The sequence below is a fragment of the Cellulosimicrobium funkei genome (assembly GCF_004519295.1).
GTDB classification, from domain to species: domain Bacteria; phylum Actinomycetota; class Actinomycetes; order Actinomycetales; family Cellulomonadaceae; genus Cellulosimicrobium; species Cellulosimicrobium funkei.
The window spans coordinates 302756-328980 of record NZ_SOZH01000006.1 but is presented as its reverse complement, the minus strand read 5'-3'; the positions used below and the strand labels follow the sequence as shown (position 1 = coordinate 328980).

Here is a 26225-nt window from a genome sequence, read left to right as displayed (position 1 = left end):
CCTCAGCCGGTGTTCTGCAGGCCGGCCGCGACCCCGTTGACGGTGAGCAGCAGCAGGTGCTGGAGCTCGTCCTTCACGGGGCCCTCCGCGCCGGAGCGCAGGCCGCGCAGCGCGCGGACCTGGAGCAGCGAGAGCGCGTCGACGTACGGGCTGCGGAGCTGGACCGCGCGGCCCAGCACGCGCCGGCCGGCGAGCGGCCACGCGTTCTCCGTCACCGCGAGGACCTGCTCGCGCGTGAGGCGCAGCTCGTCGAGGATTGCCTGCGCGAGGTCGTCGCGGTCCCCGAGCGCGAGGTACCGCTCGGCGATGCGCTCGTCCGTCTTGGCGAGCGACATCTCGACGTTGTCCAGCAGCGTCGCGAAGAGCGGCCACTCGCGGTGCGCCTCGCGCAGCAGCTCGAGGTCGCCGAACTCGCGCAGCGCCGTGCCGAGCCCGTACCAGCCCGCGAGGTTGATGCGCGCCTGCGACCAGGAGAACACCCACGGGATCGCACGCAGGTCGTCGAGCGACGAGACCGACAGACCGCGACGTGCCGGGCGAGACCCGATCGGCAGGAGGCCGACCTCCTCGAGCGGGGTCACCTGCGAGAACCACTGCGGGAACCCGTCCGCGCGCACGAGCTCGTGGAACCGGCGGCGCGACGACTCGTCGAGCGCGGCCGCGAGGTCGCGGTAGCGCTCGGTCGCCTCGGCGTTGCGCTTCTCCGTCGACGGCGCCGACGCGAGCAGCGTCGCCGCGGCGACCTGCTCGATGTGGCGCGACGCGATCGTCGGGTCGCCGTAGCGCGCGAGGATGACCTCGCCCTGCTCGGTGAGCTTGAAGCGGCCGTCGACCGAGCCCGGGGGCTGGGCGAGCACGGCACGGTTCGCCGGGCCGCCGCCGCGGCCGAGGGCGCCGCCGCGGCCGTGGAACAGCGTGAGCGTGATGTCGTGGCGCTCGGCCCACTGCGCGATGCGGCTCTGCGCGTCGTGCAGGGCGAGGGTCGCGGACACCGGGCCGACGTCCTTCGACGAGTCCGAGTAGCCGAGCATGACCTCGACGCGGCGCCCGTTCTCGGCGAGCCGACGCTGCACCTGCGGCAGCGTGAGCATGGACTCGAGGATGTCGACGCTCGCCCGGAGGTCGGCGAAGGTCTCGAACAGCGGGATCGCGTCGACCACGGGCGCCTCGTCGGAGCCCTCGAACGCGAGCTCTGCGAGCTCGTACACCGCCGCCAGGTGCTCCGGCTTCTGCGTGAACGACACGATGTAGCGGCGTGCGGCCCGGATGCCGTAGCGCTGCTGGACCGCGCCGAGCGCGCGGAACGTGTCGAGCACCTCGCGCGTACGGTCGGAGAGGTCGCCGTGCAGGCCCTTCTCCGCGATCTCGGCGAGCGCCCCCTCGTGGACCTGGGAGTGCTGGCGCACCTCGAGCTCCGCGAGGTGGAACCCGAACGTCTCGACCTGCCACACGAGCTGCTGCAGGTCCCCGTACGCCGCACGGGGCGCGCCCGCCGCCACGAGCGACTCCTGGACGACCCGCAGGTCGGACTCGAGCTGCTCGGCGTTCGGGTAGGCGAGGTCGGCGTTGCGGGCCCGCGTCGCGGCGATGCGGTCCGCGACGACGAGCAGGACCGCGCGGTGCGGCTCGCGCGGCGACGCCTCCGACGCGGCGACGGTGACCGCCTCCGAGAGCCGGCGCTGGCGCTCCCACAGGGCGCGCAGGCCGTCCGACGGCGGCGTGCCGTCCTGGTCGAGCGTGAGCTTGCGCCCGACGGCGCGCGCCTGCTGCTCGAGCGCCGCGAGCGCGTGGTCGGCGGCGATCGCCGCGGCCTGGCGCGTGACGTCGGCCGTGACGTTCGGGTTGCCGTCGCGGTCGCCGCCGATCCACGTGCCCAGGCTGACGAACGGCCGCACGAGCGGCTCCTCGCGCCCCGCCTCGTCGCCCAGGAGCCAGTCGTCGAGGCGGCGGTAGACGGTGGGGAACGTGTCGAACATCGTGGCGTCGAACACGCCGAGCGCCGTCTTCACCTCGTCGAGGACCGACGGCTTGTGCTCACGGATGGGGGCGGTGCGCCACATCGTGTCGATCTCGGCGAGGAGGCGACGCTCGTTCTCCGCGAGCGACGTGCCGCCGAGGCGCTGCGCGTCCCGCTCGTCGAGCAGCGTCGCGATGCGCCGCACCGCGCCGGAGACCGCACGGCGGCGGGCCTCGGTCGGGTGCGCCGTGAGCACCGGGCGGAACTCGAGCCCGCGGAGACGACGCAGCGCCTCCTCGCGGCCCACCTCGCCGACGAGCTGCTCGAACGCCTCCGGGAGGGAGTCGTCGGGCGTCGTGGCGCGGGTCGCGAACTCGGCCTCGCGCTCGCGCAGGACGCGCACGCGGTGGTACTCCTCCGCGAGGTTCGCGAGGTGGAAGTAGCACGTGAAGGCACGGGCGACCTGCTCGGCGCGAGCCATGGAGAGGCCCTCGACGAGCGTCTCCGCCTCGGCCAGCACGGCACCGGACGGGTCGTCGTACGCGCGGATCGAGAGCTCGCGGAGCCGCTCGACGTCGTCGAGCAGGTCCTGGCCGCCCGTCTCGCGCAGCACGGTGCCGAGGAGGCCGCCGAGGAGGCGGACGTCGTCGCGCAGCGGGCCCGGGACGTCGTGGCGCGCGAGGCCGCGCCCGGCGTGACCGGTGTCGTCGGGGAGGTCGGAGACGTCGGCGGAGACCCGGTCGGGGCCGTCGGCAGCACCCGGGGACGGGGACAGTTCCGAAGGGGAGAGGTCGTTCACGGTGACGAGAGTATTCCTTGACCGTCAGGGGACGTCGAGACGTCCGAGGGGTGATCGCTGGTCGAGCACGGGTCGGCCCGGGGTCGTGGGGCGCAGCCCGGGCGCACCGCAGGAGGTCAGCGGCGCGCGCCGACCCGCACCGCGTCGAACGGCGCGTTCGAGGCCACGCGGTCCTCGATGGAGGCGGTGACGACGTCCTTGGCGACGCGCGCGGCGTCGAGCACCGAGGCGCCCTTCGCGAGCTCCGCGGTGATCGCGGCGGCGAACGTGCAGCCGGCCCCGCTCACGCGCTCCTCGCCGATCTTCGGGGTGCGCAGCACGTGCACCTCGTCGCCGTCGACCAGGACGTCGACCGCGTCGGGGCCGGGCAGCTCGACGCCGCCCTTCGCGACGACGGCGCGCGGGCCGAGCGCCTGGACCTTGCGCGCCGCCTCGACGAGCTCCTCGACCGTCTCGATCGACTCGACGCCCGCGAGCGTGCGCGTCTCGAAGAGGTTGGGCGTGACGACGGTCGCGAGCGGGAGGACCTGCGCGCGCAGCGCCGTGTCGGTGTCGAGGGCGGCACCGGGCTCCTGGCCCTTGCAGATGAGGACCGGGTCGAGCACGACGTGCTCCCACGTGCGCGAGCGCAGCGACTCGGCGACGACGTCGATCGTCGCGGGCGTGCCGAGCATGCCGATCTTCACGACCGAGGGCTCGTGCGTGACCGTCGCCGCCTCGAACTGGTCGGCGATCACCTGCGGGTCCACGGGGACGAAGCGGTGGCCCCAGTCGTTCTTCGGGTCGAACGAGACGATGCACGTGAGCGTGCCGACGCCGTAGGCGCCGAGCTCCTGGAACGTCTTCAGGTCGGCCTGGATGCCGGCGCCGCCGGTGGCCTCGGAACCGGCGATGACGTAGGCGAGCGGAGGCGTGTGCGAGTCGTGGTGCGACATGGTGCTCCTCGGCACGAGTAGGACGGGGCCCGTCCTCCCGGTGGTGCCGGGAGAGGCGGGCGGACGCGCCGGCGGACCGGCGTCTCCGCGGCGGGTGCGGCACGACAGCCTAACGCCGCACCGCGGCGCTCACGCCGTCCCGCCGCCTCGCGGGCGCCGCGGCCCGAGCCCGCCCGGGCCGCGCGCGGCCCTCCCGTGCCCGCGCACGAGCAGAGTCCCGAGGCCGAGCAGGAGGGCGGCGAGTGCCGCCAGGCCGGCCGTCGTGGCGCCCGTCACGGCGAGGGCGTACGAGGGCCCCGCGGACGGCCCCGGGGCGGCCGGGTGCGAGCCCGGCACCGCACCGGCGGGCGGCTCCCCCGGGCCCGACGGCGGGAGGCCGGGACCGGGGCCGGGGCGCGGCCGTCGCGCTCGGCGCGGACGGCACCACCAGGAGGGCCACCACCAGGCACCACAGCAGAGCCGTCGCGACGATCGACCGACGGCGGTCCGGCGCGTCTGTGCGTCGTCCCATCTCGTTCTCCGCTCGAGGGGAGTCGTGGGTCCACGCGCGACGTTGCGCACTGTCGCGACGCCCCGCACGGCGGGGCGCTCGGACCAGCAGCGCGTTCGTGGAGGATCGGTGCGGCGTCGAGCTCGTCGGTGACGGTTGGGACGCGCAAGACACCGACGTCGGGAACCACCGTCGAGCCGGGCACGGCGACCACCGAGCGGGTCGCGCATCTGCGCACCCACCCCCGCGCCGTCCCCTCGACAAGAGGAGGATGCGGGAACGTGCTGCACCCGCCGCCCTACGCCGGAGTTACCGCGTACAGCGACGCATCGCCTGGTTACTGCGTCTTCAAGGACAGCCCGTCGCCGCGTCACCCGCTATGTCGACTACAGCATCGAGCGGGTCTGGACGGACCTCGACTGACGTGACCAGGGCACCCGCGATGGGCGTCCTGGTCGCCTCGTCTTCCTGCCTCGGTCCGTGACCACCTGCGCCTTCGGCGCCCCTCCATCGCATGTCGTGGCGGCTTGCATACCGTGAACGCACCCTGTTGCGGAAGGTCATCGACATCACGAACGGCGCACCTTCCCGGCGGTCCCCGGGGGTGCCATCCTTCACGCCCACGCGCCCCATGGTGTGCGCGAAGAAGGGGGACAAGCATGAACGTACGTAAGCTGCTGCGAGTCGGCACCACCGGTGTCTTGGTAGCGGTGCTGGTTGGAACCGGGCTGGTGAGCGCCGCAGCTGCACCGGTTGCCGCCTCGACGACCGAGGATGACGAGATCGCTGTCGGCGACGGCGAGTACATGCCGCTCGACTACACCGGCCTCGATCCGGTCGCGGAGGACTACACCCTCGCCGTTCCGGGCGGGGACGGGCTCACCGTTCAGAGGTTCGACCCGAAGGCCATTCCTCTCCTGCCGCCGAGGGGCGGCACTGAACCGACGCTCCCTTCGCCGCAGGCGACGTGGGCCGCGTGCGGAGTCTTCGACAAGAACACCAAGCTCGTCCGGACGTTCCAGCGTGTTGCGCGTGCTGGCTTCTCGTCTGGAAAGACGTACCTGCGGTGCGGCTCGCCGAGTTGGGGTCTGCGCCACGTCGCGGATCGGCACCGCACCCAGTGGGAGATGTTGGCGATGATGGGCGGCAGCTCCAGCTGGCGCACGTTCACGGACTGGGCGATCAACGAGGCGCTGAGGTCCCCGGCCCACGTCTGGTACGAGAGCAAGAACGACACCTACGTCTACAAGACAAAGATCCAGATTCGCGACCGCAGCGATCGAGTGCGCGCGGTGAAGTATGCCTACGTCGTCGTGGCCAGGGTCTCCAAGAACATCATCACCACCTATCCTGCGAGTTCATGACCACCCGAACCGTCGAGCAGTTCGCCCTCCAGTCGGCCTCCGACGGCAACGACGTGCGCGTCACCACCGACGGAGCGCAGATCCACCGCTGGGACGACAGGCACTACGCCCCGCCGATCGTCCTGGACGTCGACGACGAGGACCTGAACCGCTTCCTCGACGCGGTCGCCGAGGACGTCGAAGTGCTCTGGCCCGGACGAGAGCCGCGTTGGGCGGGCTTCGCTCTCCTGATGACCCACATCGACGAACTGCTGCGAACGCGCGAGACACCGCCCGCCCGACTGGGTTTCGACGAAGCAGGGCAGCTCAGGGCGCCTTAGCCGTTCAGAGGCGGCTGACGACCTTCGACACGACGCGGGCCGGGAACGCGTGAAGGTGCCCGGCTCGCGCCGTCTCTGATGCGAGGCGGCCGAACCTCTGTCGCAGAGCCCGGCGTGGGCGGAGTGGAAGAGTCCGCGCCGGGCTCACCCCAGTCCGGGGACCGTCAGCGCCAGCGGGTAGGGCACAACCTCCCGACGCCGTTGAGTCGTGATCGCCGCCAGCGTCGATCGTCACGTCACCAGAGGACGTGCCGCTGTCTCAGGTCGGGCGGTGCGATGCGGACGAGTCGGTCTGTACGCCGGGTTGTATCGACGGAAATTTGGGCGGTCCGCGGTGGCCATCGTACGCGTTGGAGCGTTGGGATTCCGCCACTCTCCACGTTGGGCACCGTTGACCGACACGGGACGCTTGTGGTCCTCTTGCGGACTCCCTGCGGACTACTTCCGACGGCTGTTGCGGGACCTACCCGTGCGCCGCAACGGGTCAGCTGCCTGCACCGCGGTCCGCATCTTGAAGTCCTCCACGGACTCGTCGGAAAACTTGAGGAGTCGTTCAATGCGGTGGTGGTGAATGCCCCTCGCCTTGCGTCGCACCCAGTCCTCTGACATGCCGATGCGGCGTCCGAACTCTCCCGCATCGAAGAGGGCGACAGGTACGGCGGTCTCAGCCGGGTCGTTTTCCATACCGGCGATGGTGCCATCATCGCCCGGCACATCGGGAGTCCCTTGGGCGCTCGGCACGGGCTCGACCTAGCCTTCATGGCGCCATTTGGCATCTAAGCATGCAAATGGATACGTCGGGTTTGAGAAGACCAATTCGTGTCCTATCTTGGGCGCCATGATGCCGCCCGGGCAACGCCCAGCGCCCGCCCGCACCAGCGACGGAATCGACTATCGCGTTGAACAGAGAGTCGCCCACGCACTTTGCGTCCGGGGCTCAGCCAAGGAGGAGCTGCGGCAACCGCCAGCCCGATGCACCGCACGTTCAGCCGAACGATCGCCGCGTTCGAGACATGACGCCGGAAGCGAGAGTTCGCGGGCTAGCGGAGCGGCACTCGAGACGCCAACACCTCGGCCCCTACTCCGCCTCGCACCAATAACGACCTGACGGTCGCGGCATTGTGGTCGTGATCTAGAAGGGGACCCATTGTCACATCGATGACCGGCAACGGCTCGCCCGACGAGCCCTTGGCGATACCGCGACGCACCTCCCAGCGAGCTTCCATTTTCGTGCCTGGAACACTCCTCCCGATGCGCTGGTACATGACGACGCCATATCGGCTCGGGCGGAACATACTATGGCGAGAACCGTACGCCGTCACGATTGTGCGAACTTCATGTTCGCCAGAGAAGCCTGGCGATTTGATTAGGGTTGCTATGGCCGCGAGGTCGCCCGCGAATGACGAAAGCAGCATCTGCCTCGCGCCGTCTCGCTCAGCCATATAATCATCAACATTGCCGGACGATGACGCCAGGTCGTCAACTGTGCGCTCAAACTTCTCGAACTCCGACGCAGCCTGTCTAAGAAAGAGCTCCAAGGCTTCTTCACGTCTCTCTTTGGCGTAAAGCACCTTTTGCCAGGGCGAAATTTCGACGACATCTTCGAATTGGCGCATTGCCCGTCTTATTTCCGAAACACCTTCCGGGACTTCCAGGGGCCCGTGTTCGGTGAGCACGCTTAGGGGGACGCTAGGGTCCAGTCCAACCGCATAGCCACGGCCTCCATCTGCGTACAGCCTCCATTGATTTGCATCGTCGGGACGCGTAGAGGCGCAGCACATAAATGCGGTAGTTAGTTCGTGGATGCCAACCTCCGCAGCTTCCTTGAGGTAGTCCAGAAAGGGTAGGCTAGATGACTGCCGGTTCAGCCAATCATTGATGTACTCCACGCCTTGGCGAACTTCTGCCAGGTCATTCATGCCATGGGATTCGGTGGCCCAGAGCTCGCCCCCCCTGGATCAACCCCAAGAGGCCGCCGGCGTCGGTGTAGTGGTATATGACATCAGTGTCTGCCGCTACCAGGTCCGAAAGTTCACCATACAGAGCCATGGCACGAGCGTAGCGCCGGCGTTCAGGCTCGCTCGGAAGCCACGCGGGCTCGGCATGCACGACAACGTCGCCGACCGTCGGAGGGGTGCACGATGGTGTTCTCCTCTGTGTACTCGTGACCGCGGAGGCAGTGCGTCTTTGCGCGCTGGTGGTCCGCACCACCACGCCGATCCGTCAAGCCGTGCCGACCCCACCGGTCGTAATGCATCCGCCACATCTCCCGCGCAACATCCACCCGGTCGCAACTGTCGACCACGCAAGTGCTGCGGTCCGCGGCTCGCTTAGCCGACCTCGCAGCGAAGTGGGGTCGTGCGCGTTCCGCGAGGTCGTTGTCGACCAGCCAGGGCCCGGTCTCGCCGCCCCGGTCGACCTGCTCGCGCAACCAGCGCCGGACCATCGACGTGGAGACACGACCTCTGACGCCATTGCGAGAAGGAGAGCCTCATGGGAGAACATTTGGGCCAGTGTCGACGTGTCCGATCGCCTGCCGTATCTCGTCACTCGCCACACGGTCGATATTCGCTAGGAGCGGCAGTCCCGACTCCACCAAATCTTGTAGATAAAAGACCGCGCTGGTCCTGCCGGCAGCGGTACCAGACCCGAAGTCCGAGCGAATTTCGCGCGACCCCACCAGCGAAGTCGCCGACTGGACGATGGTCGCACCACCCAGCGCACTCTCGAGATTGTCCAGAACATCATCCTTTGAAATGTCCGAACCATCCTCAGCGGCATAGTCAAGCCTGCGAGAACCCACAGATAGCTTGATCTCCGAGAGCGTGATCCCGGCTCGTTTGGCTCGGTCCTTGAGCGTCGAGGCAGAAACGCTCGATCGCAATCCAGCAATCTGAAACTCGTCGATTCGATTAGGCGCGAAGATGGCAGCCGCGCCCGGAAGGCCCAGTCCAACCACGCCATCCCTGACGAACCACTCGTATGGTGCCGTCCCCTCAGGCTCGGGCACCACACGCGCCGCCTTCGCGCGCAGGCGTTTCGCCGCAGCCTTCATAAGGAACTGAAGATTCTTGCCGTTTGAAGCCTCGCTGAGGCCAAGCAGCTGACTCAAAGTTAGGTTCTTCGCAATGCGCGCCCAAAATTCTGGGTCATCAATATCTATCGTGCGAAGCAGCAAGTCAAGGCCAATGTCGCTGGGGCTGGCACTGAGGGAAGTGGCGCCCGGAAAGCTGACACCGTCAGCACCAGACCCAACCCACACTGCCTGGAGGAAACTGGTCACCTCTGCCGCGTGGGCCAGATCCAAGTACGCCTCGGCAGCGTTGACGGCAGACCGAGTCGTGTCAGATTCGCCGAGTTGGGCCCCGACAAACCCAAGGGCGAGATCGCTCGCAAAGTCATCGGCCTGATCCGGCCTAACGACTCCAGCGCCGCCCTGCAGCAGGGACCGTGAGCCCAGTTCGATAACAGGTTCATCGATCTGTCGCGCTGCCATTCGCGAGAACCCCTGCGGCTCTGCGATAAGCGTGCGGGCCTCACGCGCAGTTTCAGTCAGTACCTCGTCCCGAACACCCTCGTCGGCGTTCGGCCGAGACTCCGAAAGAGGCATGAGGATGGGCCGTTCGGATCGCACATATGTGAGGTCATCTAGCAAGTAGTCGGGGTTCGCACTGGTTCGCAGATAGACGTATCGGACGGTCTTCTCACGAGGCCATTCGAGAACAAGGTCGGGCGCGTACGTATTGTTAAAGAACTCGGTTGTCCGCACCACTGCGGATCGGTCCGCGCTGGCCAGATTGTCAGCGACACTCCTCTTGATCGTCTCTATTGAAACGTTCTTGATCGGTTCATGCGAGACTACAGTCGACATTTTGGTTCATCTCCCTGACGCGATGCGGCGAGCGACCACTTGCGCACGCTCGTCATCACTAATGACCAGCGTCTCCTGCTTATCCGATAGGACGATGACCCAGATCCGCCGAGAAACCTCTTCGGCTAGATCTCGGTCGATTTGAGACCGAGCGGTTTCAACGTCAACGCCCCCGAAGACCCTTTGGCGATTCACGTCGCTGAGGAGCGCATCCTCAATCTTGCCCGTGGAGAACAGCGATGTCCACGTGGTTATACGAAACGGCGCCCAAGTTATCCACATGAAATGGTCCGCCATACGACCGTCCGTATCAAGCGTCACGTAGCTCTGAGCGAGGAACTTGTCAAAGTGGGTGCCCTGGTCGCTGGCATCGTCGTACTTCTTAGACTCTGCCAAGAAGTGCTGCAAGTGATAGTCGCCACCGGCGAGCACTCCGCCGAGGTCGTAGGAATACTGATTTCCGCCATAGGGCCAGACAAATTCCAGCTTTCCTGAGGCAGTGTCATCATAGGCAGTCCAGCTGGCTTGGACGCGAGTGGTCGCATCAAGCCACTTCTTCGCTCTGCGGACGCCGTCCTCGCCCTTCTGGTGCGATTGCTCCCCTACCATGCCCGGGATGCTAGTGCACAACGGGCTGCGACGGCGCCGCCCTCGCGTGGCAATCTTGTCCGAGCCCCAAGTTCACCCGCCGGCGGCGGCCTCGACCCATGAGCGGATGCTCCGACCCGCCGTCCAGGCGAGCCGAGGGCATCGTGCTGTCACTCCGGGGGCTACGAGTGGGCGGATCCAGCTGTCCGGGGCAGACCCGGGGTCCCAGCCTGGTCCTCCAGGTTCGCGGTCGAGTTCCTTGATCGCCTGTCGCAGCACCCAGGCCTGCGCCGCGACAGGCGCGTCACCGTTGAGGCTCAGCGACAGGCCCTGAGAGTCGCGGCTCAGGACGCCGTCGATGGCAAACTTCGGGAACCTGTTGCGCCACTTGGAAACGAACATGTCGACCTTGATCCCGAGCCGGGTCGCTTCGCGGACGCCAGCGTTGACGTCCTCCGTCGTGCACTCCCCAGGCATGAGCACATCCTGACGCGGCGGCGTCCGAAGCGCTCATCGGTGCGCCAGGCCCGAGCGCGCAGCAGTCCTTGCGCATGAGCGGGACGCCGCACCAGGAGGGTTCGTTCTCCTCGCGCGCAATGCAGCACTCCCTGTACGTCTTCTCGCTCCCGTACGGGCACGGGCCCTGCTGCCCAACCGGGTGCAGGGTGCCGCCCATGATGGCCGCGAACTCGTCCCCCGAGTCGTTAAACGTGTGGATGATCCGAGTCGTGACACTCCCACGCTTGAGCCGTTTGTGGTGCAGTTCGCCACCGACAAGCACCTTGAACTTCGACTGTGCGGCCAACGTCGAACGAGTCGCGCGGCTGTGCTCGGCGAGTGCAACCCAGCCCTCGTCCCGTCGTTGGGTGGTAGATCCCGACGGGAAGCGACTCCACACCAGCGAGGTTGGCACGGTGCGCCGCTTCCACCCGCTCGCGGGTCACCTCGTCCGGGTACCGGGTGCGGTCGTTCATCAGAGCCTTCCGGTACCGCCCGAACTCGTAATCCGATGGTCGCGTGCCGGCTGGGACCGATGCACAAACGGCCCAAATACCTCGGTTGGCTGGAAGTCGTCGAGAGACGGGAACGGGGTGCAGCGCGAGTGCCTCCCCGAGTGGATCCTCACGCTGGTCGTCGAGCGCCTCCGGAGAGTCCCTGATCGCCGCCTGGCCGCACTCATTGATGTCATCCATGGAGAGCAGCGACTCGGAGCGTGAGCGACGTTCGCAGCCCACAGCTCCCCGAACGCGACGTCTCCCTGGACGACCGCCCCATCGAGGTGGGGCATGGCGTACACCTTCGAGTGTCGGCCACGCGACCGGAGTGCCTTGCTGTAGGTCCACGTGCCCGAGACGATCTCCGCGTGGTCGGTGCCGATTGTGATCCCGAGGAAAGTCTGCTGCGAGCTCCAATGCTGGAAAGAGGCTGATCGGCGCCGCCGTCCTTTAGGTTCTCGGGCCTTGGGCCGGGCCGCCGAGCGCGCGGCCAGGCGTAGCGGAGTTCGGGACGTGATACCCCCTCCGGTCTCCCGGAATGCCGTGGTGATCTGGATCGTGCGGTTCTTGAGGGACACCTAGGCGGCGGCGAGGTTCGCCCCGGCGCTCATCGCCTGACCCGTGTCGGCAAAGATGTCCGTCCGTATCGTCTCTGGGATCAACCCGTACCGGTCCGCGAGATCACTTGCTGCCTGCTCGGGCATCCCGGCCGTTGTTGATGCGGTGATGAACGCCTGCCGACCGCGCGCCATCTTGTCCCGCAGCACGTCCTGCGACGCGCCAGGCTTCTGGTCCGCAACCACTACACCCCAAGCCGCGTCAGTAACGCCTCGAAGGGCGGCATCGTTCGCCCGGCCCTCAGCCGTGTTCAGATCCAGCGTCGCGCTGATCTGCCCTACCGACTCCGAGACGCCATCGATCGCCGCCTGAAACTGTGACTCCGCTTCGCGCGCTGACAGGACCACGCCAGCGACCTCACGCTAGGCGGAAATGAGATCCGAGAGCGCAACCGTCTGGTCCAAGGTCGCCGTGGAGGCACTGGCGGCGCATCTGGCAGCCTTCCCGGCCGGACGCGACGGGCTCGTGTTCACCTGGTCGACGGGCGCGGCGCTGCGCCGGTCAAGCTTGCACGACGTCTGGCGGTCCGCGGTTCGCGACGTCGGGCTTGAGAACGCGAGCTTCCACGAACTGCGCCGCCACTACGCGAGCCTGCTCATCCGACACAGTGAGTCCGTGAAGACGGTCCAGGCGCGCCTCAAGCACGCGTCCGCCGTCGAGACGCTCGACACCTACTCGCACCTGTGGCCGGACTCCGACGACCGCACCCGCGACGCAGTCGACAGCGTGCTCGGGACGATGGGCGGAAAGGTCAGTAGTCGTGGAGCTTGAGCGCTCTTCCGGGTACTACAAAGCACTCGGGCGCGTGAGCGTGAGCTACCCGAACCTTTAGTTTCAGGTCGCGATGCTTGTCTGCGCCGTGTCGATGGCGCATTACGATCCTCTCGCCCTGTGCTCCAGCCAGGGAGAAGCGCTCCGCACCCTCGAGCAGGTGTCGGAGGACCATCCGAAGGAACGAGGAAACGAACTTCGACGTCTTCACGCCGATGTGCGCACGGCACGGCTCGAGCGTCATCACGCCGCACACGTCGTGGTCATGATCCAGTACGGGACCGGAGACTTCATGCAGGTCGCTCCGAGGGAGCCCGAAAGGGAGATGGTCCTAGACGTGAAGGATCTTCGGCGTCTTGACCAGCACCTGTCAGCGCTCGCCGCGTGCGCTCTTCGGATTTCTGCGGACTGGTCGCGGGCCGGGCACGACGGCCAGAAGTGTATTTCCAGGTCAGCGGCTCATGTGCGGACGAGTCGGTCTGTACGCCGGGTTCTGTTCCCGCGCGAGGTCACCCTCGCGCGGGCGACGGTCATCCATCTAGGCCCTGCGTCGCCGCAGGGCTCGAGCGGTCTACCCGACTGTGCTTCTCCGTGGAGAATCGGGCGGGCAGCCCTCAGACACAGTCTGTCTGACCTTGCTCCAGGTGGGGTTTACCGAGCCGGACCGGTCACCCGGTCCGCTGGTGGTCTCTTACACCACCGTTTCACCCTTACCGCACCGGTCGGGGCCGGAGCCCTTCCCGACGCGGCGGTCTGTTCTCTGTGGCACTGTCCCGCGGGTCACCCCGGGTGGGCGTTACCCACCACCTTGCCCTTCGGAGCCCGGACGTTCCTCGGCGGGAGGCACGAGGCCTCCCGACGCGACCGTCCGACCGACTCGTCCGCGCCAGCAAGGCTACCGCTCCCGGGCGGCTCGGCGGACCAGCGACCGGCCCGCCGGCGGGTCATGGCCCGTAAGATGGCCCGCCCCCCTCGAAGCCTGCTCCCGGAGGTCTGTCGTGCCCGCCACCGCCGAACCGTCCGCCCCCGACGCCCCGAGCGCGGCACCCGCCACCGACACGTCGGCCGAGCTCGCCCGGGAGCAGGAGTTCCTCGCCGACGCCCGCAGGCAGCTCGCGCGCATGCGCGAGCGGGCGGGGTCGCTCGACGCGCTCGCGGGAGACCGGGTCAGCGCCGAGTACCTCGAGGCGGCGCTCGCCCGTCGGCTCGCCCAGCTCGCCGACGACCCCGAGGTCCCGCTCTTCTTCGGACGCATCGACCTCGACGGCACCGGCCACGAGCCCGCCGAGGTCTTCCACATCGGCCGCCGCCACGTCTCGGACCCCGAGGGCGACCCGCTCGTCGTCGACTGGCGCGCCCCGGTGAGCACGCCCTTCTACCGCGCTACCCGCACCGAGCCGATGGGAGTCGCCGTCCGCCGCCGCTACGGCTTCCAGCGCGGCGCCCTCACCGGCTTCGAGGACGAGACGCTCACCGCCCCGGGTCCGGGCGTGGAGTCCTCCGCCATCCTCGAGGCCGAGATCGAGCGGCCCCGTACCGGGCCGATGCGCGACATCGTCGCCACCATCCAGCCCGAGCAGGACGTCATCGTGCGCAGCGGGATCGACCGGACCGTCGTCGTGCAGGGCGCGCCGGGCACCGGCAAGACCGCCGTCGGGCTGCACCGCGCCGCGTACCTGCTGTACTCCCACCGGGAGCGGGTGAGCCGCGCCGGGATGACCGTCGTCGGGCCCAACGCGAGCTTCCTGCGGTACATCCGCGACGTGCTGCCTGCCCTCGGCGAGGTCGACGCGGCCCAGACCACCGTCGAGCAGATCGTCACGGCGCACGGCCGCCTGCGCGGCACGGAGCCCGCGGACGTCGCGCGGCTCAAGGGCGACGCGCGGCTGGCCGAGGTGCTCCGCCGCGCGGTGTGGTCGCACCTCGTCGACCCGTCCGAGGCGCTCGTGCTGCCCCGCGGTGCGCGCCGCTGGCGCGTCGCCCCGCACGAGGCCCGCGAGTGCGTGGCGCAGGTGGTCGGCCGGGAGCCGCGCTTCGACGCCGGTCGCGACCACCTGCGGCACGCGCTCGCGCACCGGATCCTCGTGCAGATCGAGGAGTCCGGGGAGGCGCTCGACGAGCGGGCCTGGGACGCGCTCGCACGCACGCGGCCGGTTCGGGACTACACCGCCGCGGTGTGGCCGAAGGTCACGCCGACGGCGCTGCTGCACCGGCTCCTCGTCGACCCCGCGTTCCTCGCCGCGAGCGCCGACGGCGTTCTCACCCCGGCCGAGCAGGAGCTGCTGCGCCCGGCCCGACCGTCCCGCACGCCGGGCACGGCTCGCTGGACGCTGGCCGACCTCGTCCTGCTCGACGAGATCGCGGACCTGCTGGCCCGCGGGGCGTCGGTCGCGCACGTCGTGGTGGACGAGGCGCAGGACCTCTCGCCGATGATGCTGCGCGCTCTCGGGCGCCGGGCGCGCACCGGCTCGCTGACGGTGCTGGGCGACCTGGCCCAGGCGACGACGCCGTGGGGGGTCTCCTCGTGGACCGACGCGCTGACGCACCTCGGCAAGCCCGACGGCCACGTGGAGCAGCTCACCGCGGGCTTCCGCGTCCCCGGCGACGTCATCGAGTACGCGGCCCGCCTGCTGCCCTCGATCGCGCCGGACCTCGACCCGCCGGTCGCCGTACGCCGGGCGCGGGGCGAGCTCGTCCTCACCACGAGGCCGGTCGTGGACCTGGTCCGCACGGCGCTCGCCCGGGAGGGGTCGGTCGGGCTGATCGTGCCCGACGCCGGCACGGACGCCGCGCGCGCCGCGCTCGCCGCGGCGGGCCTCGCCTTCGCGGTCGTCGGCGAGGCGTCGGACGACGACGGCGCGGTCGAGTTCGACGCGCGCCTCGACCTCGTGCCCGCGTCGCTCGCGAAGGGCTTGGAGTTCGACCACGTCGTGCTGGACGACCCGGAGGGCGTCGTCCGGGGCGAGCCGGACCGGGTCACGGGGCTGCGACGGCTGTACGTCTGCCTGACCCGCGCGGTGACGTCCCTCGCCGTCCGCCACCGGGACGACCTGCCCGCCGAGCTCCGCCGCCCGTGACGGGCGCCTCGGTGGTGGCGCGGACGCGCCGGGACCGTCGTGTCGGAACTCCTCGGTAGGGTGCCCGGGTGGCCACAGCGACTGCGACCGACCCCGCGCTCGACGTGCTCCGGCGAGTCTTCGGGTACGACGCGTTCCGGGGTGAGCAGGCGGCCGTCATCGACACCGTCGTCAACGGCGGCGACGCCCTGGTGCTCATGCCGACCGGCGGGGGCAAGTCGCTGTGCTACCAGATCCCCGCCCTGGTCCGTCCGGGGACCGGCGTCGTGGTCTCCCCGCTCATCGCCCTCATGCAGGACCAGGTGGACGCCCTCGCGGCGCTCGGCGTCCGCGCCGCGTTCCTCAACTCCACGCTGTCCTCGGAGGACCGCCGCGCCGTGGAGCGCGCGCTCGTGGCGGGTGAGCTCGACCTGCTCTACGTGGCGCCAGAGGGGCTCCGCAGCCGCGCCACCCTCGACCTGCTCGATAGGACGCCGATCGCGCTCTTCGCGATCGACGAGGCGCACTGCGTGTCCCAGTGGGGCCACGACTTCCGGCCGGACTACCTCGAGCTGTCGGTGCTGCACCAGCGCTGGCCGTCCGTCCCGCGCATCGCGCTGACCGCGACGGCGACGGCCGCGACGCGGGCCGAGATCGCCCAGCGCCTCGACCTGGAGGGCGCACGGCACTTCGTCTCCAGCTTCGACCGCCCCAACATCACCTACCGGATCGTGCCCAAGGACCGGCCCGACAAGCAGCTGCTCGACCTGCTGCGCACCGAGCACGCCGGGGAGGCGGGGATCGTCTACTGCCTCTCGCGCGCGTCGGTCGAGAGGACCGCCGCGACGCTCGTCGAGAACGGGATCCAGGCGCTGCCCTACCACGCGGGGCTCCCCGCGTCGGTGCGCGCCGCGAACCAGTCCCGGTTCCTGCGCGAGGACGGCCTGGTCATGGTCGCGACGATCGCCTTCGGCATGGGCATCGACAAGCCCGACGTTCGGTTCGTCGCGCACCTCGACCTGCCCAAGTCCGTCGAGGGGTACTACCAGGAGACGGGGCGCGCCGGGCGCGACGGGCTGCCCTCCACCGCCTGGCTGGCCTACGGCCTCGCCGACGTCGTGCAGCAGCGCAAGCTCATCGAGACGTCCGACGGCGACGCCGCGCACCGGCGCAACCTGGGCCGGCACCTGGACGCGATGCTCGCCCTCTGCGAGACCGTGGAGTGCCGCCGCGCCCAGCTCCTCGCCTACTTCGGCCAGGAGCACCCGGGGGCCTGCGGGACGTGCGACACGTGCCTCGCCCCGCCCGAGGCCTGGGACGGGACGGTCGCCGCGCAGAAGGTGCTCTCGACGGTGTTCCGTCTGGACCGCGAGCGCGGGCAGCGCTTCGGCGTCGGGCAGGTCGTCGACATCCTCCTCGGCCGGGACACGGAGAAGGTCCGGCGGTTCCGGCACCAGGAGCTGTCGGTGTTCGGGGTCGGGGACGACCTGTCCGAGAACGAGTGGCGGGCCGTGGTGCGCCAGCTCCTCGCCCAGGGACTGCTCACCGTCGAGGGCGCGCACGGGACGCTCGTGCTCACCGCGGCGAGCGGGGAGGTCCTGGCCCGGCGCCGCGAGGTCCGGATGCGGCACGAGCCGGCGCGTCCGGTGCGCGCGGCGAAGGGACGGAAGGCGTCGGCCGCCGCCGAGCTGGCCGAGGCCGACGTCCCGCTCTTCGAGGCGCTGCGCGCCTGGCGGGCGGGCGAGGCGAAGACCCAGGGCGTGCCCGCGTACATCGTGTTCGGGGATGCGACGCTCCGCGGGATCGCGACCGCCCGGCCCGGCTCGCTCGAGCGGCTCGCGCTGGTGAGCGGCGTCGGCGAGAACAAGCTCGCCCGCTACGGCGACGCGGTGCTGGCCGTCGTCGCCGAGGCAGGCTGAGCGGCCCCGCACGGGGCTCGGACCGCCCCCCGCCGCCCGAGGCAGGGGACGCGCGAGTCAGACGTCGACGCGGTACGACAGCGCGAGCTCGTCGCCGCTGACCCCGCGGATGCCCCAGTTCTCGCGCGGGCTCTCGAGGATCACGAGCTCCACGTCGTCCACCGTCAGGCCGAGGGCTGGCACGACGTCGTACAGCGCCGCGACCAGCGCGCGCTTGGCCTCGCGCGTGCGGCCCGTGAAGCAGACGACCTCGACGACCAGGTACGCGTCCGAGCGCGGGGCGACCAGGTCGTCGTCGTCCAGGAGCAGGAAGCGGTGGAACCGCTTGTCCGGCGGGAGCTGCCACGCGCGCACGAGCGCGTCGTGCAGCGCGTCGGACACCTCCGTCCGCCGCGCGCCCCACACGCTGCGCCGTCCGTAGATCTTCACCTGGGCCATCGGGCGAGCGTAGCCGTGACGCACCCCACGCCGTCGGCCCCGGTCACCCGCGGCGGCGACGTCGCGCGCGCTCGTAGAGTGACCCGGTGCTCGTGCTGCTCCCCCCGTCCGAGGGCAAGACCCCCGCGCCCGACGGCGCCCCGCCCGTCGACCTCGACACCCTGACCTCCCCCGCGCTCACCGCGCACCGCGTGACGGTCCTCGACGCGCTCGCCGCCGCGAGCGCCCGGCCGGACGCCCACGAGGTCCTGGGCACGACGCCGGGGCTCGCCGAGGAGGTGCGGCGCAACACCGTGCTGCGCTCGGCCCCGGCCGGACCGGCGGCCGACGTGTACACGGGCGTGCTGTACGGCGCCGCGGACCTCGCGGGGGCGCTCGCCGCGGGCGGGGAGCCCGCGCGTCGGGCCCGCGAGGACGTGCGCGTCGTGTCGGGGTTGTGGGGCGCGCTCTCCCCTGCCGACCGGGTCCCGGCGTACCGGCTCTCCATGGCGGTGGACCTGCCGGGCGTCGGGAAGCTCGCCACGGCGTGGCGGCCCCACCTCGCCCCCGTGCTCGACGAGCGGGCCGCGGGCGACGTCGTCGTGGACTGCCGGTCCGCGACGTACGTGGGCGCGTGGAAGCCGCGGACATCGGGCCCGCGGGCGGCCGAGTGGGTCGCGGTGCGGGTCGTGCGCGAGCACGCCGGGAAGCGGACCGTCGTCTCGCACAACGCCAAGCACACGCGCGGCGTGCTCGCCGGGCACCTCGTGCGCCGGGAGGCGGCGTCGCCGTCGTCCGCGACCGGGCTGCTGGACGCCGCGCGCGAGCTCGTCGGCACGGTGATCGGGACCGAGGTCGGCTCGGGCCTCACCTACCGGCTGATCGAGGCGACCCTGCACGACGCCACGACGCGCAGCGGGCCGCGCACGCTCGAGCTCGTCATCTCCTGAGCGGTCCGCCCGAGCGGTCCGGGCGAGCGGTCCGGCGCGGTGGTCGGCCCGGGCCGGCGCCGCGTGCCACTGCGCCGGGACGGGCAGGGGTCCACAGTGGACCCATGGCCGTCAGCCAGGACCTCGCCGACCGCGTCCGCGCGGTGCTGGCGCCCCGCGCCCCGTTCGAGGAGCGGACGATGTTCGGCGGCCTCGCGTTCCTCGTCGACGGGCGCATGGCGGTCGCGATCTCCGGGGACGCCCTCATGGTGCGGGTCGGCACGGGCGGACGCACCGCCGCCCTGGAGCGCGGCGCCCGGCCGATGACGATGGGCACCCGCACGATGGCGGGGTGGGTCGTCGTCGACGGTCCGCGCCTGGCGGACACGCGCGAGCTCGACGCCTGGGTGGAGACCGGTCTCCAGTCCGCCCGCACCGCGCGTCCGAGGCCGCCGAGGTAGAGCCGTGGTCACGACCATGCCTCTACCTCGCGCTACCAGGCCTCTACCTCGGCCGGGTCAGAGGTCGCTCGGGACGCCCTGGGCCGTGAGCTCGCTCGTGCCGTCGGCCCACAGCCGCAGGATGCTCACCGACGCCGGAGGGACACGGATGCGCGACCACTGCTCGGGCGGCGCGCCCACGGCCGTCCCGATCGCGGCCCGCACCTGGACGGCGTGGCCCACGACGACGACGGTGCGGCCCGCGGGCCCGGCACCCGGCAGCACGGTGTCGACGAGGTCGCACAGCCCCTGCCGGACGCGCACGCCGACGTCGGCGGCGGACTCGCCGCCCGGGGCCGGCGTCGTCCCGGTCGTGTACCAGGCGGGCAGGAGGCCGGGCCACCCCGCGTCCACCTCCGCGGCCGTGAGCCCCTCCCACGCGCCGAAGTCCACCTCGGCGAACCGGTCGTCCGTCGTCACGGGCACCCCGAGGCGGCGGCCGACGGCGCGCGCGGTCTCCTGGGCCCGGACCATGGGCGAGGAGACGACGGCCGACGGGCGCGGCAGGTCGGGCCACGCCTGACGACCGATCCGGAACACCAGGTCCGCTGCCTGCGCGGCCTGGGTCCGGCCGCGCGCGGTGAGCGACGGCCCCGGGACCGACGAGCCGCTGAACGCGCCCGCGACGGTGAGCGGCGTCTGGCCGTGGCGCACGAGCACGACCGTGAGCGCGGGCGCGTCGTCGAACCGGACGGTGGCGCCCGACGGCCGAGCGGGCGTGTCGAGCGCCGCGCCCTCGGGGACGGCGGGGAGGGTCGCCCCGTCCACGGGGACGGGCGCGGTCTCGGCCGCGGGGTCGGCTGCTGCACCCGAGGACGGGTCCGCGGGGTCGTGGTCGCGCACGACGGTCCCGCGGGTGTCCATCGCCTCGTTGGCCAGGGCGTCGGCCGCCGCGTTCTGCGCGCGCGGCACCCACTCGTAGGTGACCTGCGCGGCGGGGAGCACCGCCGCGGCCTCGGCCGCCAGGCGGCGCATGTCGTCGTGCTTGATCTGCCAGCGCCCCGACATCTGCTCGACGACGAGCCGCGAGTCCATCCGGACCGTCACGCGCGCGTCCGGGTCGATCTCCGCGGCGGCACGCAGCCCGGCGACGAGGCCCGAGTACTCGGCGACGTTGTTCGTCGTCGTCCCGAGGTACGCGGCCCGCTCGGCGAGCACCTGGCCGGTCGCGGCGTCGCGCACGAGCGCCCCGAAGCCCGCGGGCCCCGGGTTGCCGCGCGAGCCGCCGTCGGCCTCGACGACGAGCTGCCGACCGCTGGTGCCGCTCACGCGCCGGCGCCCTCCGGCCGCACCACGATGTGGCCGTAGTCCTCGAGCCGCACCACCTGGTCGGGCGCGGCCGACGTGATCGCCGCGAGCTCGGCCGGGCTCAGCGAGACGTTGAGCCCGTCGACGTGCTGGCCGCGCAGCGCGACGACGCCGCGGCCGCCGTTCTGGTCGCGCACGCGCTCGTAGAGCGCGAGCAGGCCCGCGTCGAGACCGGCGACGGCGTCCGTGCGCCGCCCCGCGACCTGCGCGGCCTCGGCGTCGAGCTCGGCGTACCGGGCGTCGCGCGCGGCCACGACCTCGGCCTTGGCGGACTCGAGCTCGGCGTGCGCCGACTCGAGCTTCGCGAGGGCCTCCTCGTGCGCCTCGAGCCGCTCCATGACGTCGAGCTCGACCTCCTCGAGGACGCCCTGCCTGCGCGCGAGCGACTCGAGCTCCGCGACGAGCGCCTGCGCGTCCTTCGCCCCGACCTGCCCGGAGTCCAGGCGCGACTGGTCGCGGGCGGCGCGCGTGCGCACCTGCTCGACGTCGCCCTCGGCCTTGGTCAGCTCGCGCCGGAGGTCGCTCACCGCGGTCCGCGACTCCACGAGCTTGCCGCGCAGGTCCTCGAGCTGGGCGTCGAGCTCGGCGATGCGCGCGTGCTCCGGCAGGTTCTTGCGCTGGTGCGCGAGCTGCTGGGCACGCGTGTCGAGCTCCTGGACGTCGAGCAGGCGGAGCTGGTCGGCGGGCGGTGCAGTGGCCACGGGTGGTTCCTTTCGTGGGCCCCGGACGGGGCCGGCGTGCGGGTCGGTGGGGACGGGTGCGGGTCGACGCGCGGCGGGCGTCAGGCCTGCGCGGTGTCGCGGGGCGGTCCGGCGTCGGCTGCGGGGTCGGCGGGTGCGGACGGGAACCGCGCCGTCCACGGGTCGGTGACGAGCGTGCTGACCCGCGTCTCCACGGCCGCGCCGGAGCGCGCGAGGACGCGCACGAGGTCCTCGGCAGCGTAGCGGAGCCACGGCCACTCCGAGGCGTAGTGCGGCACGTCGACGAGGAACGGCGTCCCCGCCTCGCCGCCGTCGAGCCGCGCGCGCTCGCGCAGCTCGGACACGGGGTGGTGGCGCAGGTCGGACGTGAGGTAGACGTCGGCCCCGCTCGCGCGCACGGCGTCGAACAGCGAGTCGCCGGACCCACCCACGACCGCCACCGACTCGACGCGCGCGTCGAGGTCGCCCGCCACGCGCACGCCCTGCACCGTCGGGGGCAGCACCTGCGCGACGCGCTGCGCGAACGCGCGCAACGTCGTCGGCTCTGCGAGCCGGCCCACGCGGCCGGTGCCGGTACGGGCCGCCTCGTGCGGCGACGGCGCGGGGTGCGGCACGAGGGGGACGCGGTGCAGCAGGTCGAGCGCGTCGGCGAGGGCGTCCGCGACCCCGCGCTGCGCGGCGTCGGCGTTCGTGTGCGCGACGTACAGCGCGCAGCCGCCCCGGATGAGGCGGTGCACGAGCGAGCCCTTGAAGGTCGTCGCGGCGACGGAGTGCACGGGCCGCAGGAACAGCGGGTGGTGCGTGACGAGCAGGTCGGCGCCCCACGCGAGTGCCTCGTCCGCGACCTCCTCGACGGGGTCGACGGCGAGCAGCACCTTGCGCACGGGCGCGTCCGGGTCACCGGCGACGAGGCCGACGGCGTCCCACTCCTCTGCCGTCGAGGGCGCGTACAGCTCGTCGAGCGTCCGCACGACGCGGCCGAGCGTCGGGTGTCCCGCGCCCTCGGCCGCCGGGTCCGCAGGAGGCGTGTCGGTGCTCGGGTCGGGCGCGGCGGTCATGGCGGCAGGCTATCCCGGGCGGGCCGCCGGACGCCGCTCGCCATGGTTTGATGGATTGCGCAAGCCATCATCCCGTTGCCCGGAGGACCCGTGCCCCGCCCACCCCGACCCGACGACGGCGCCCCCGGCACCGACGAGACCGCGCCCCTCTACCGCATCAAGGCCGAGCTCTTCCGGTGCCTCGCGCACCCCACGCGCATCCAGGTGCTCGAGGTCCTCGCCGCCGACGCCGACCACACGGCGCCCGTCTCCGTGCTGCTCGACGTCACCGGGTGCGAGGCGTCCCAGCTCTCCCAGCACCTCGCGGTGCTGCGCCGGGCGGGTGTCGTCACCTCGACGCGCAGCGGGAACGCCGTCGAGTACCGCCTCGCCGAACCGCTCGTCGCCGAGCTCCTCGTCGTCGCGCGGGCGTTCCTCCTGTCGAACCTCGCCGGCGCGTCCGACCAGCTCGAGGCCGCGCGCCGGCTCCCGGCCCTGCCCGGCGCGTCCGCGCGCGCGGTGCTCGACGCGACCACCGCGTCGTTCCCCTCGGCATGAACCGCCTCGCCGCCGTCCGCGACCTGCTGCCCCGACGCTCCGACTACGACCTGCGCCCCCGGACCCTGCGCGCCGACCTCCTCGCCGGCGTCACCGTGGGCGTCGTCGCGCTCCCGCTCGCGCTCGCGTTCGGCGTCAGCTCCGGCGTCGGGGCCGCTGCCGGGCTCGTCACCGCCGTCGTCGCCGGCGTCGTCGCGGCGGTCCTCGGCGGGTCGAACCACCAGGTGTCCGGACCGACCGGGGCGATGGCGGTCGTGCTCGCGCCGGTCGTCGTCACGCACGGGCCGGGCTCCGTCGCGCTCGTCACCGTCCTCGCCGGGCTCGTGGTCCTCGTCGCCGGGCTCGCCCGGCTCGGGCGCGTCGTCACGTACATCCCGTGGCCGGTCGTCGAGGGGTTCACGCTCGGGATCGCGTGCATCATCTTCCTCCAGCAGGTCCCGGCCGCGGTCGGCGTCGAGGTCGCGCCCGGCCACAACACCCTCGTGTCCGCCGTGAAGGCCGTGCGCTCCGCCGTCACCGACGTGCCCGCCGCCCCGGTGCTGTGGACGCTCGGCTGCGTCGCGCTCGTCGCCGCGACCATGGTGCTGCTCCCCCGGCTCCACGCCGGGATCCCCGCGTCGCTCGTCGCGGTCGTGCTCGCCACCGTCCTCGTCGAGGTGCTCGGCGCGCCCGTCCCGCGCATCGGCGCGCTGCCGTCGTCGCTGCCCGCGCCCGTCCTGCCGTCGGTCACGCCCGGCGCGCTGCGCGACCTCGGCGGCGCCGCGCTCGCCATCGCCGCGCTCGCCGCGATCGAGTCCCTGCTGTCCGCGCGCGTCGCGGCGACCATGGTGCGGTCCGGGCCCGGCGGCGGTTCCGTCTACCAGCCCGACCGGGAGCTCGTCGGACAGGGCGTCGCCTCCGTCGCCAGCGGCCTCTTCGGCGGCATGCCCGCCACGGGGGCCATCGCCCGCACCGCGGTCAACGTGCGCTCCGGCGCCCGCACGCGGCTCGCCGCCGTCGTGCACGCGGTCGTGATCCTCGCGGTCATGTACCTCGCCACCGGCCCGGTCTCGCGGATCCCGCTCGCCGCGCTCGCCGGCGTCCTCATGGTGACGAGCTTCCGGATGATCGGCGGGCGCACGATCCGCTCCATCGTCGGCGCCGGGCGCTCCAGCGCGGCGACCTTCGCCGTGACCGCCGTCGTCACCGTCGCGTTCGACCTCGTGCAGGCCATCGAGATCGGCATCCTCGTCGCCGCGTTCTTCGCGCTGCGGACCGTCGCCCGCGCCTCCGGGGTCCACCGCGAGCCGCTGCCCGGCCCCGCCGAGCCGGGTGACGAGCACGTCGCGCTCTTCCGGCTCGAGGGGTCCATGTTCTTCGGCGCCGCCGACCGCGTGCTCGCCGAGGTGACCGACGCCTCGGCGCACGAGGACGTCGCGGTCGTCGTCCTGCGGCTCTCCCAGCTCCGCATGGTCGACGCGACCGGGGCGAAGGCGCTCGGCGGGCTCATCGAGGGCCTCGAGGCGCGCGGCGTGACCGTCCTCGTCAAGGGCGTCCAGGACCGGCACCGCGCGCTGCTCACGAACGTCGGCGCGCTCGCCGAGCTCCGGCACGAGAACCACCTGTTCGACACGCTCGACGCCGCCGTCGAGCACGCGCGCTCCCACGTGCGCCGCGCGGCGAGCGGCACCGACGTCCCGCAGGTGCGCGGTCTGCGGCCCGCGACGTGAGTGCCTAGCCTGGAGCCGTGCACGAGTACGTGCGAGCCCTGCCGCCGGCGCTGCCGCCCGGCGTCGTGTCGATGGTCGGCTACCGCCTGCGGACCGCGACGACGGACGGCACGCCGTCCGTCCACCGCGGCCTGCCGTCGCCGTGGCTCACGCTCGTCGTGAGCACCGCGGGCGCCGTGCCGACGGCGGTCGGGCCGGACGACGCCCCGGTGGGCTACGCCTCGCTCGTCGGCGGTCTGCACACGCGGCCCGCCTACATCCACCAGCCGCCCGAGCAGGCGGGCGTGCAGCTCGCCCTCGACCCCCTCGCGTGCCGGGAGCTGCTCGGCGTCCGGGCCGGCGACCTCGGCCTCGTCGAGGACGCGGACGCGGTGCTCGGACCGGTCGCCGAGCGGTTGCGCGAGCAGGTGGCCGAGGCGGGCTCGTGGCCCGCGGCGTTCGACGCCGTGCGGGCGGTGCTCACGCAGCCCGGGGGCGTCGCGCCGGGTGGCTCCGTCGCCCGGCGCGACGGCGTGCGCCCCGAGGTCGCGGAGGCGTGGCGGGTGCTCGTGCGCACGCACGGGCGCGCCCGGGTCCGGGACGTGGCCCGCCACGTGGCGCTGGGCGAGCGCCGCTTGGAGACGCTGTTCCGGACGGAGCTCGGGGTCTCGCCGCGCGCGGCGCGCGGGCTCGCGCGGTTCGACGCCGCCCGTCGCGCGGTGCAGCGCCGCGCCCTCGGCCGCGGGCCCCGCACGCTCGCGGACGTCGCCGCGAGCGCCGGGTACGCCGACCACTCCCACCTCGTGCGCGACTTCCGGCGGTTCGCCGGTACGACCCCGACCGGGTGGGTCCGGGAGGAGCTCGGGAACATCCAAGCCGGGGGCCACACCGACGGCCCAGCCTGGGACCATGAGCATCCACGAGAGCACCCGGGACACCACTGACCACGCACCCGCCGCCGACGCGGCCGGGACGCCGACCGGGACGCCGAGCCCCCAGGTCTGGCCCACCCTCCAGGCGCGCGACGCCCGCGCGCTCATCGCGTTCCTCACCGACGTCGTCGGGTTCGTCGCGACGGCCGTCATGGCGGGCGACGACCGCGACGTCGCGCACGCCCAGCTCGACTGGCCGTACGGCGGCGGGATCATGCTCGGCAGCCACTCCCCCGAGCGGGAGTGGTCGCGCGAGCCGGGGACGTGCGGCACGTACGCCGTCGTGCCCGACGACGCCGCGATCGAGGCGCTCGACGCCCGGCTGCGCGAGCGCGTGCCGGGTACCGGCGGTCGCGTCGTCGTGCCGCTGCGGGACACGGACTACGGGAGCCGCGAGCTCGTGCTCCGGGACCCCGAGGGGAACCTCTGGTCCTTCGGCACGTACCGCGGGGAGCCGCGGCGGTGACGACGC

Annotated in this window: 23 protein-coding genes and 1 other RNA gene; 11 read left to right on the top strand and 13 right to left on the bottom strand. The window is 71.9% G+C overall.

The genetic code is table 11. The features are described 5' to 3' along the window. Positions 1-2 precede the first annotated feature (2 nt). The 3 genes from E1O70_RS12190 to E1O70_RS19915 form a co-directional block, all read right to left on the bottom strand. Positions 3-2612, bottom strand: coding sequence for a phosphoenolpyruvate carboxylase (locus E1O70_RS12190; RefSeq protein WP_240696688.1), 2610 nt, complete (start codon positions 2610-2612; stop codon positions 3-5). Between the two features lie 260 nt (positions 2613-2872). After that, positions 2873-3691: a bifunctional hydroxymethylpyrimidine kinase/phosphomethylpyrimidine kinase gene (thiD, locus tag E1O70_RS12185; protein ID WP_021483778.1), complete on the bottom strand. Its 819-nt coding sequence runs from the start codon at positions 3689-3691 to the stop codon at positions 2873-2875. Positions 3692-3820: 129 nt separating this feature from the next. After that, positions 3821-3967, bottom strand: coding sequence for a hypothetical protein (locus tag E1O70_RS19915; RefSeq protein WP_157464314.1), 147 nt, complete (start codon positions 3965-3967; stop codon positions 3821-3823). Positions 3968-4840: 873 nt separating this feature from the next. Between E1O70_RS19915 and E1O70_RS12180 the strand changes: the two genes are divergently transcribed. Then, positions 4841-5545, top strand: coding sequence for a hypothetical protein (locus E1O70_RS12180; protein WP_061268593.1), 705 nt, complete (start codon positions 4841-4843; stop codon positions 5543-5545). After that, entirely contained in the window at positions 5542-5865 is a 324-nt protein-coding gene (locus tag E1O70_RS12175; RefSeq protein ID WP_061268594.1) for a hypothetical protein, read from the top strand. The genes E1O70_RS12180 and E1O70_RS12175 overlap by 4 nt, the downstream gene beginning before the upstream one ends. Positions 5866-6303: 438 nt before the next feature. On the opposite strand, the gene E1O70_RS12170 is transcribed toward E1O70_RS12175, so the two are convergent. The 5 genes from E1O70_RS12170 to E1O70_RS12150 form a co-directional block, all read right to left on the bottom strand. Next, entirely contained in the window at positions 6304-6549 is a 246-nt protein-coding gene (locus E1O70_RS12170) for a hypothetical protein (RefSeq protein ID WP_134724198.1), read from the bottom strand. Positions 6550-6905: 356 nt separating this feature from the next. After that, the gene (locus E1O70_RS12165) at positions 6906-7784 is read right to left on the bottom strand and encodes a DUF2971 domain-containing protein (protein WP_082774662.1); all 879 of its coding nucleotides are present in this window, start codon (positions 7782-7784) and stop codon (positions 6906-6908) included. A gap of 572 nt (positions 7785-8356) precedes the next feature. Further along, positions 8357-9736 (bottom strand): hypothetical protein, encoded by a 1380-nt coding sequence (locus E1O70_RS12160; protein WP_128957483.1) that lies wholly within the window; start codon positions 9734-9736, stop codon positions 8357-8359. Positions 9737-9742: 6 nt separating this feature from the next. Continuing rightward, the gene (locus E1O70_RS12155) at positions 9743-10345 is read right to left on the bottom strand and encodes a hypothetical protein (RefSeq protein ID WP_128957482.1); all 603 of its coding nucleotides are present in this window, start codon (positions 10343-10345) and stop codon (positions 9743-9745) included. A 1552-nt stretch (positions 10346-11897) separates the two neighbouring features. After that, positions 11898-12284 carry a hypothetical protein gene (locus E1O70_RS12150; RefSeq protein ID WP_061268599.1) on the bottom strand — a complete coding sequence of 129 codons (387 nt, stop codon included), beginning with the start codon at positions 12282-12284 and terminating at the stop codon, positions 11898-11900. A 64-nt stretch (positions 12285-12348) separates the two neighbouring features. On the opposite strand from E1O70_RS12150, the gene E1O70_RS12145 reads away from it, so the two are divergent. After that, the gene (locus E1O70_RS12145; RefSeq protein ID WP_240696683.1) at positions 12349-12708 is read left to right on the top strand and encodes a tyrosine-type recombinase/integrase; all 360 of its coding nucleotides are present in this window, start codon (positions 12349-12351) and stop codon (positions 12706-12708) included. Positions 12709-13174: 466 nt separating this feature from the next. Here the strand turns inward: E1O70_RS12145 and rnpB are convergent. Next, an RNA gene (gene rnpB / locus E1O70_RS12140) (RNase P RNA component class A) lies at positions 13175-13588 on the bottom strand. Positions 13589-13706: 118 nt separating this feature from the next. Between rnpB and E1O70_RS12135 the strand changes: the two genes are divergently transcribed. Both E1O70_RS12135 and recQ read left to right on the top strand, forming a co-directional pair. Continuing rightward, positions 13707-15785 carry a HelD family protein gene (locus E1O70_RS12135; protein WP_061268601.1) on the top strand — a complete coding sequence of 693 codons (2079 nt, stop codon included), beginning with the start codon at positions 13707-13709 and terminating at the stop codon, positions 15783-15785. A gap of 68 nt (positions 15786-15853) precedes the next feature. Beyond that, positions 15854-17683 (top strand): DNA helicase RecQ, encoded by a 1830-nt coding sequence (gene recQ, locus E1O70_RS12130; RefSeq protein ID WP_061268602.1) that lies wholly within the window; start codon positions 15854-15856, stop codon positions 17681-17683. Positions 17684-17740: 57 nt separating this feature from the next. Here the strand turns inward: recQ and E1O70_RS12125 are convergent, their stop codons facing one another. Then, complete coding sequence (locus E1O70_RS12125) at positions 17741-18121, bottom strand: tautomerase family protein (RefSeq protein WP_061268603.1); 381 nt, start codon at positions 18119-18121, stop codon at positions 17741-17743. An 86-nt stretch (positions 18122-18207) separates the two neighbouring features. Between E1O70_RS12125 and E1O70_RS12120 the strand changes: the two genes are divergently transcribed. Together E1O70_RS12120 and E1O70_RS12115 are read left to right on the top strand one after the other, a co-directional pair. Then, positions 18208-19050, top strand: coding sequence for a YaaA family protein (locus tag E1O70_RS12120; protein WP_061268604.1), 843 nt, complete (start codon positions 18208-18210; stop codon positions 19048-19050). Between the two features lie 104 nt (positions 19051-19154). Continuing rightward, complete coding sequence (locus E1O70_RS12115; RefSeq protein ID WP_061268605.1) at positions 19155-19490, top strand: TfoX/Sxy family protein; 336 nt, start codon at positions 19155-19157, stop codon at positions 19488-19490. Between the two features lie 57 nt (positions 19491-19547). On the opposite strand, the gene E1O70_RS12110 is transcribed toward E1O70_RS12115, so the two are convergent. From E1O70_RS12110 to E1O70_RS12100, 3 genes are all read right to left on the bottom strand, one after another. Further along, complete coding sequence (locus E1O70_RS12110; RefSeq protein WP_061268606.1) at positions 19548-20798, bottom strand: bifunctional RNase H/acid phosphatase; 1251 nt, start codon at positions 20796-20798, stop codon at positions 19548-19550. Next, positions 20795-21538, bottom strand: a complete 744-nt coding sequence (locus tag E1O70_RS12105; RefSeq protein WP_034653131.1) for a zinc ribbon domain-containing protein — start codon at positions 21536-21538, stop codon at positions 20795-20797. The genes E1O70_RS12110 and E1O70_RS12105 overlap by 4 nt, the downstream gene beginning before the upstream one ends. Before the next feature lie 80 nt (positions 21539-21618). Beyond that, on the bottom strand, positions 21619-22596 hold the full coding sequence (locus E1O70_RS12100; RefSeq protein WP_082774663.1) for a Nif3-like dinuclear metal center hexameric protein: 978 nt from the start codon (positions 22594-22596) through the stop codon (positions 21619-21621). A gap of 90 nt (positions 22597-22686) precedes the next feature. Here E1O70_RS12100 and E1O70_RS12095 point away from each other — a divergent pair, with 90 nt between their 5' ends. From E1O70_RS12095 to E1O70_RS12080, 4 genes are read left to right on the top strand one after another with little or no spacing between them, the layout of a single operon-like run. After that, positions 22687-23133: an ArsR/SmtB family transcription factor gene (locus tag E1O70_RS12095; RefSeq protein ID WP_061268607.1), complete on the top strand. Its 447-nt coding sequence runs from the start codon at positions 22687-22689 to the stop codon at positions 23131-23133. Further along, positions 23130-24842 carry a SulP family inorganic anion transporter gene (locus E1O70_RS12090; RefSeq protein WP_061268608.1) on the top strand — a complete coding sequence of 571 codons (1713 nt, stop codon included), beginning with the start codon at positions 23130-23132 and terminating at the stop codon, positions 24840-24842. Before E1O70_RS12095 ends, E1O70_RS12090 begins: the two co-directional genes overlap by 4 nt. A gap of 17 nt (positions 24843-24859) precedes the next feature. Beyond that, positions 24860-25765 (top strand): helix-turn-helix domain-containing protein, encoded by a 906-nt coding sequence (locus E1O70_RS12085; RefSeq protein WP_061268609.1) that lies wholly within the window; start codon positions 24860-24862, stop codon positions 25763-25765. Beyond that, positions 25731-26219, top strand: a complete 489-nt coding sequence (locus E1O70_RS12080) for a VOC family protein (protein WP_061268610.1) — start codon at positions 25731-25733, stop codon at positions 26217-26219. The genes E1O70_RS12085 and E1O70_RS12080 overlap by 35 nt, the downstream gene beginning before the upstream one ends. Positions 26220-26225: the final 6 nt, after the last annotated feature.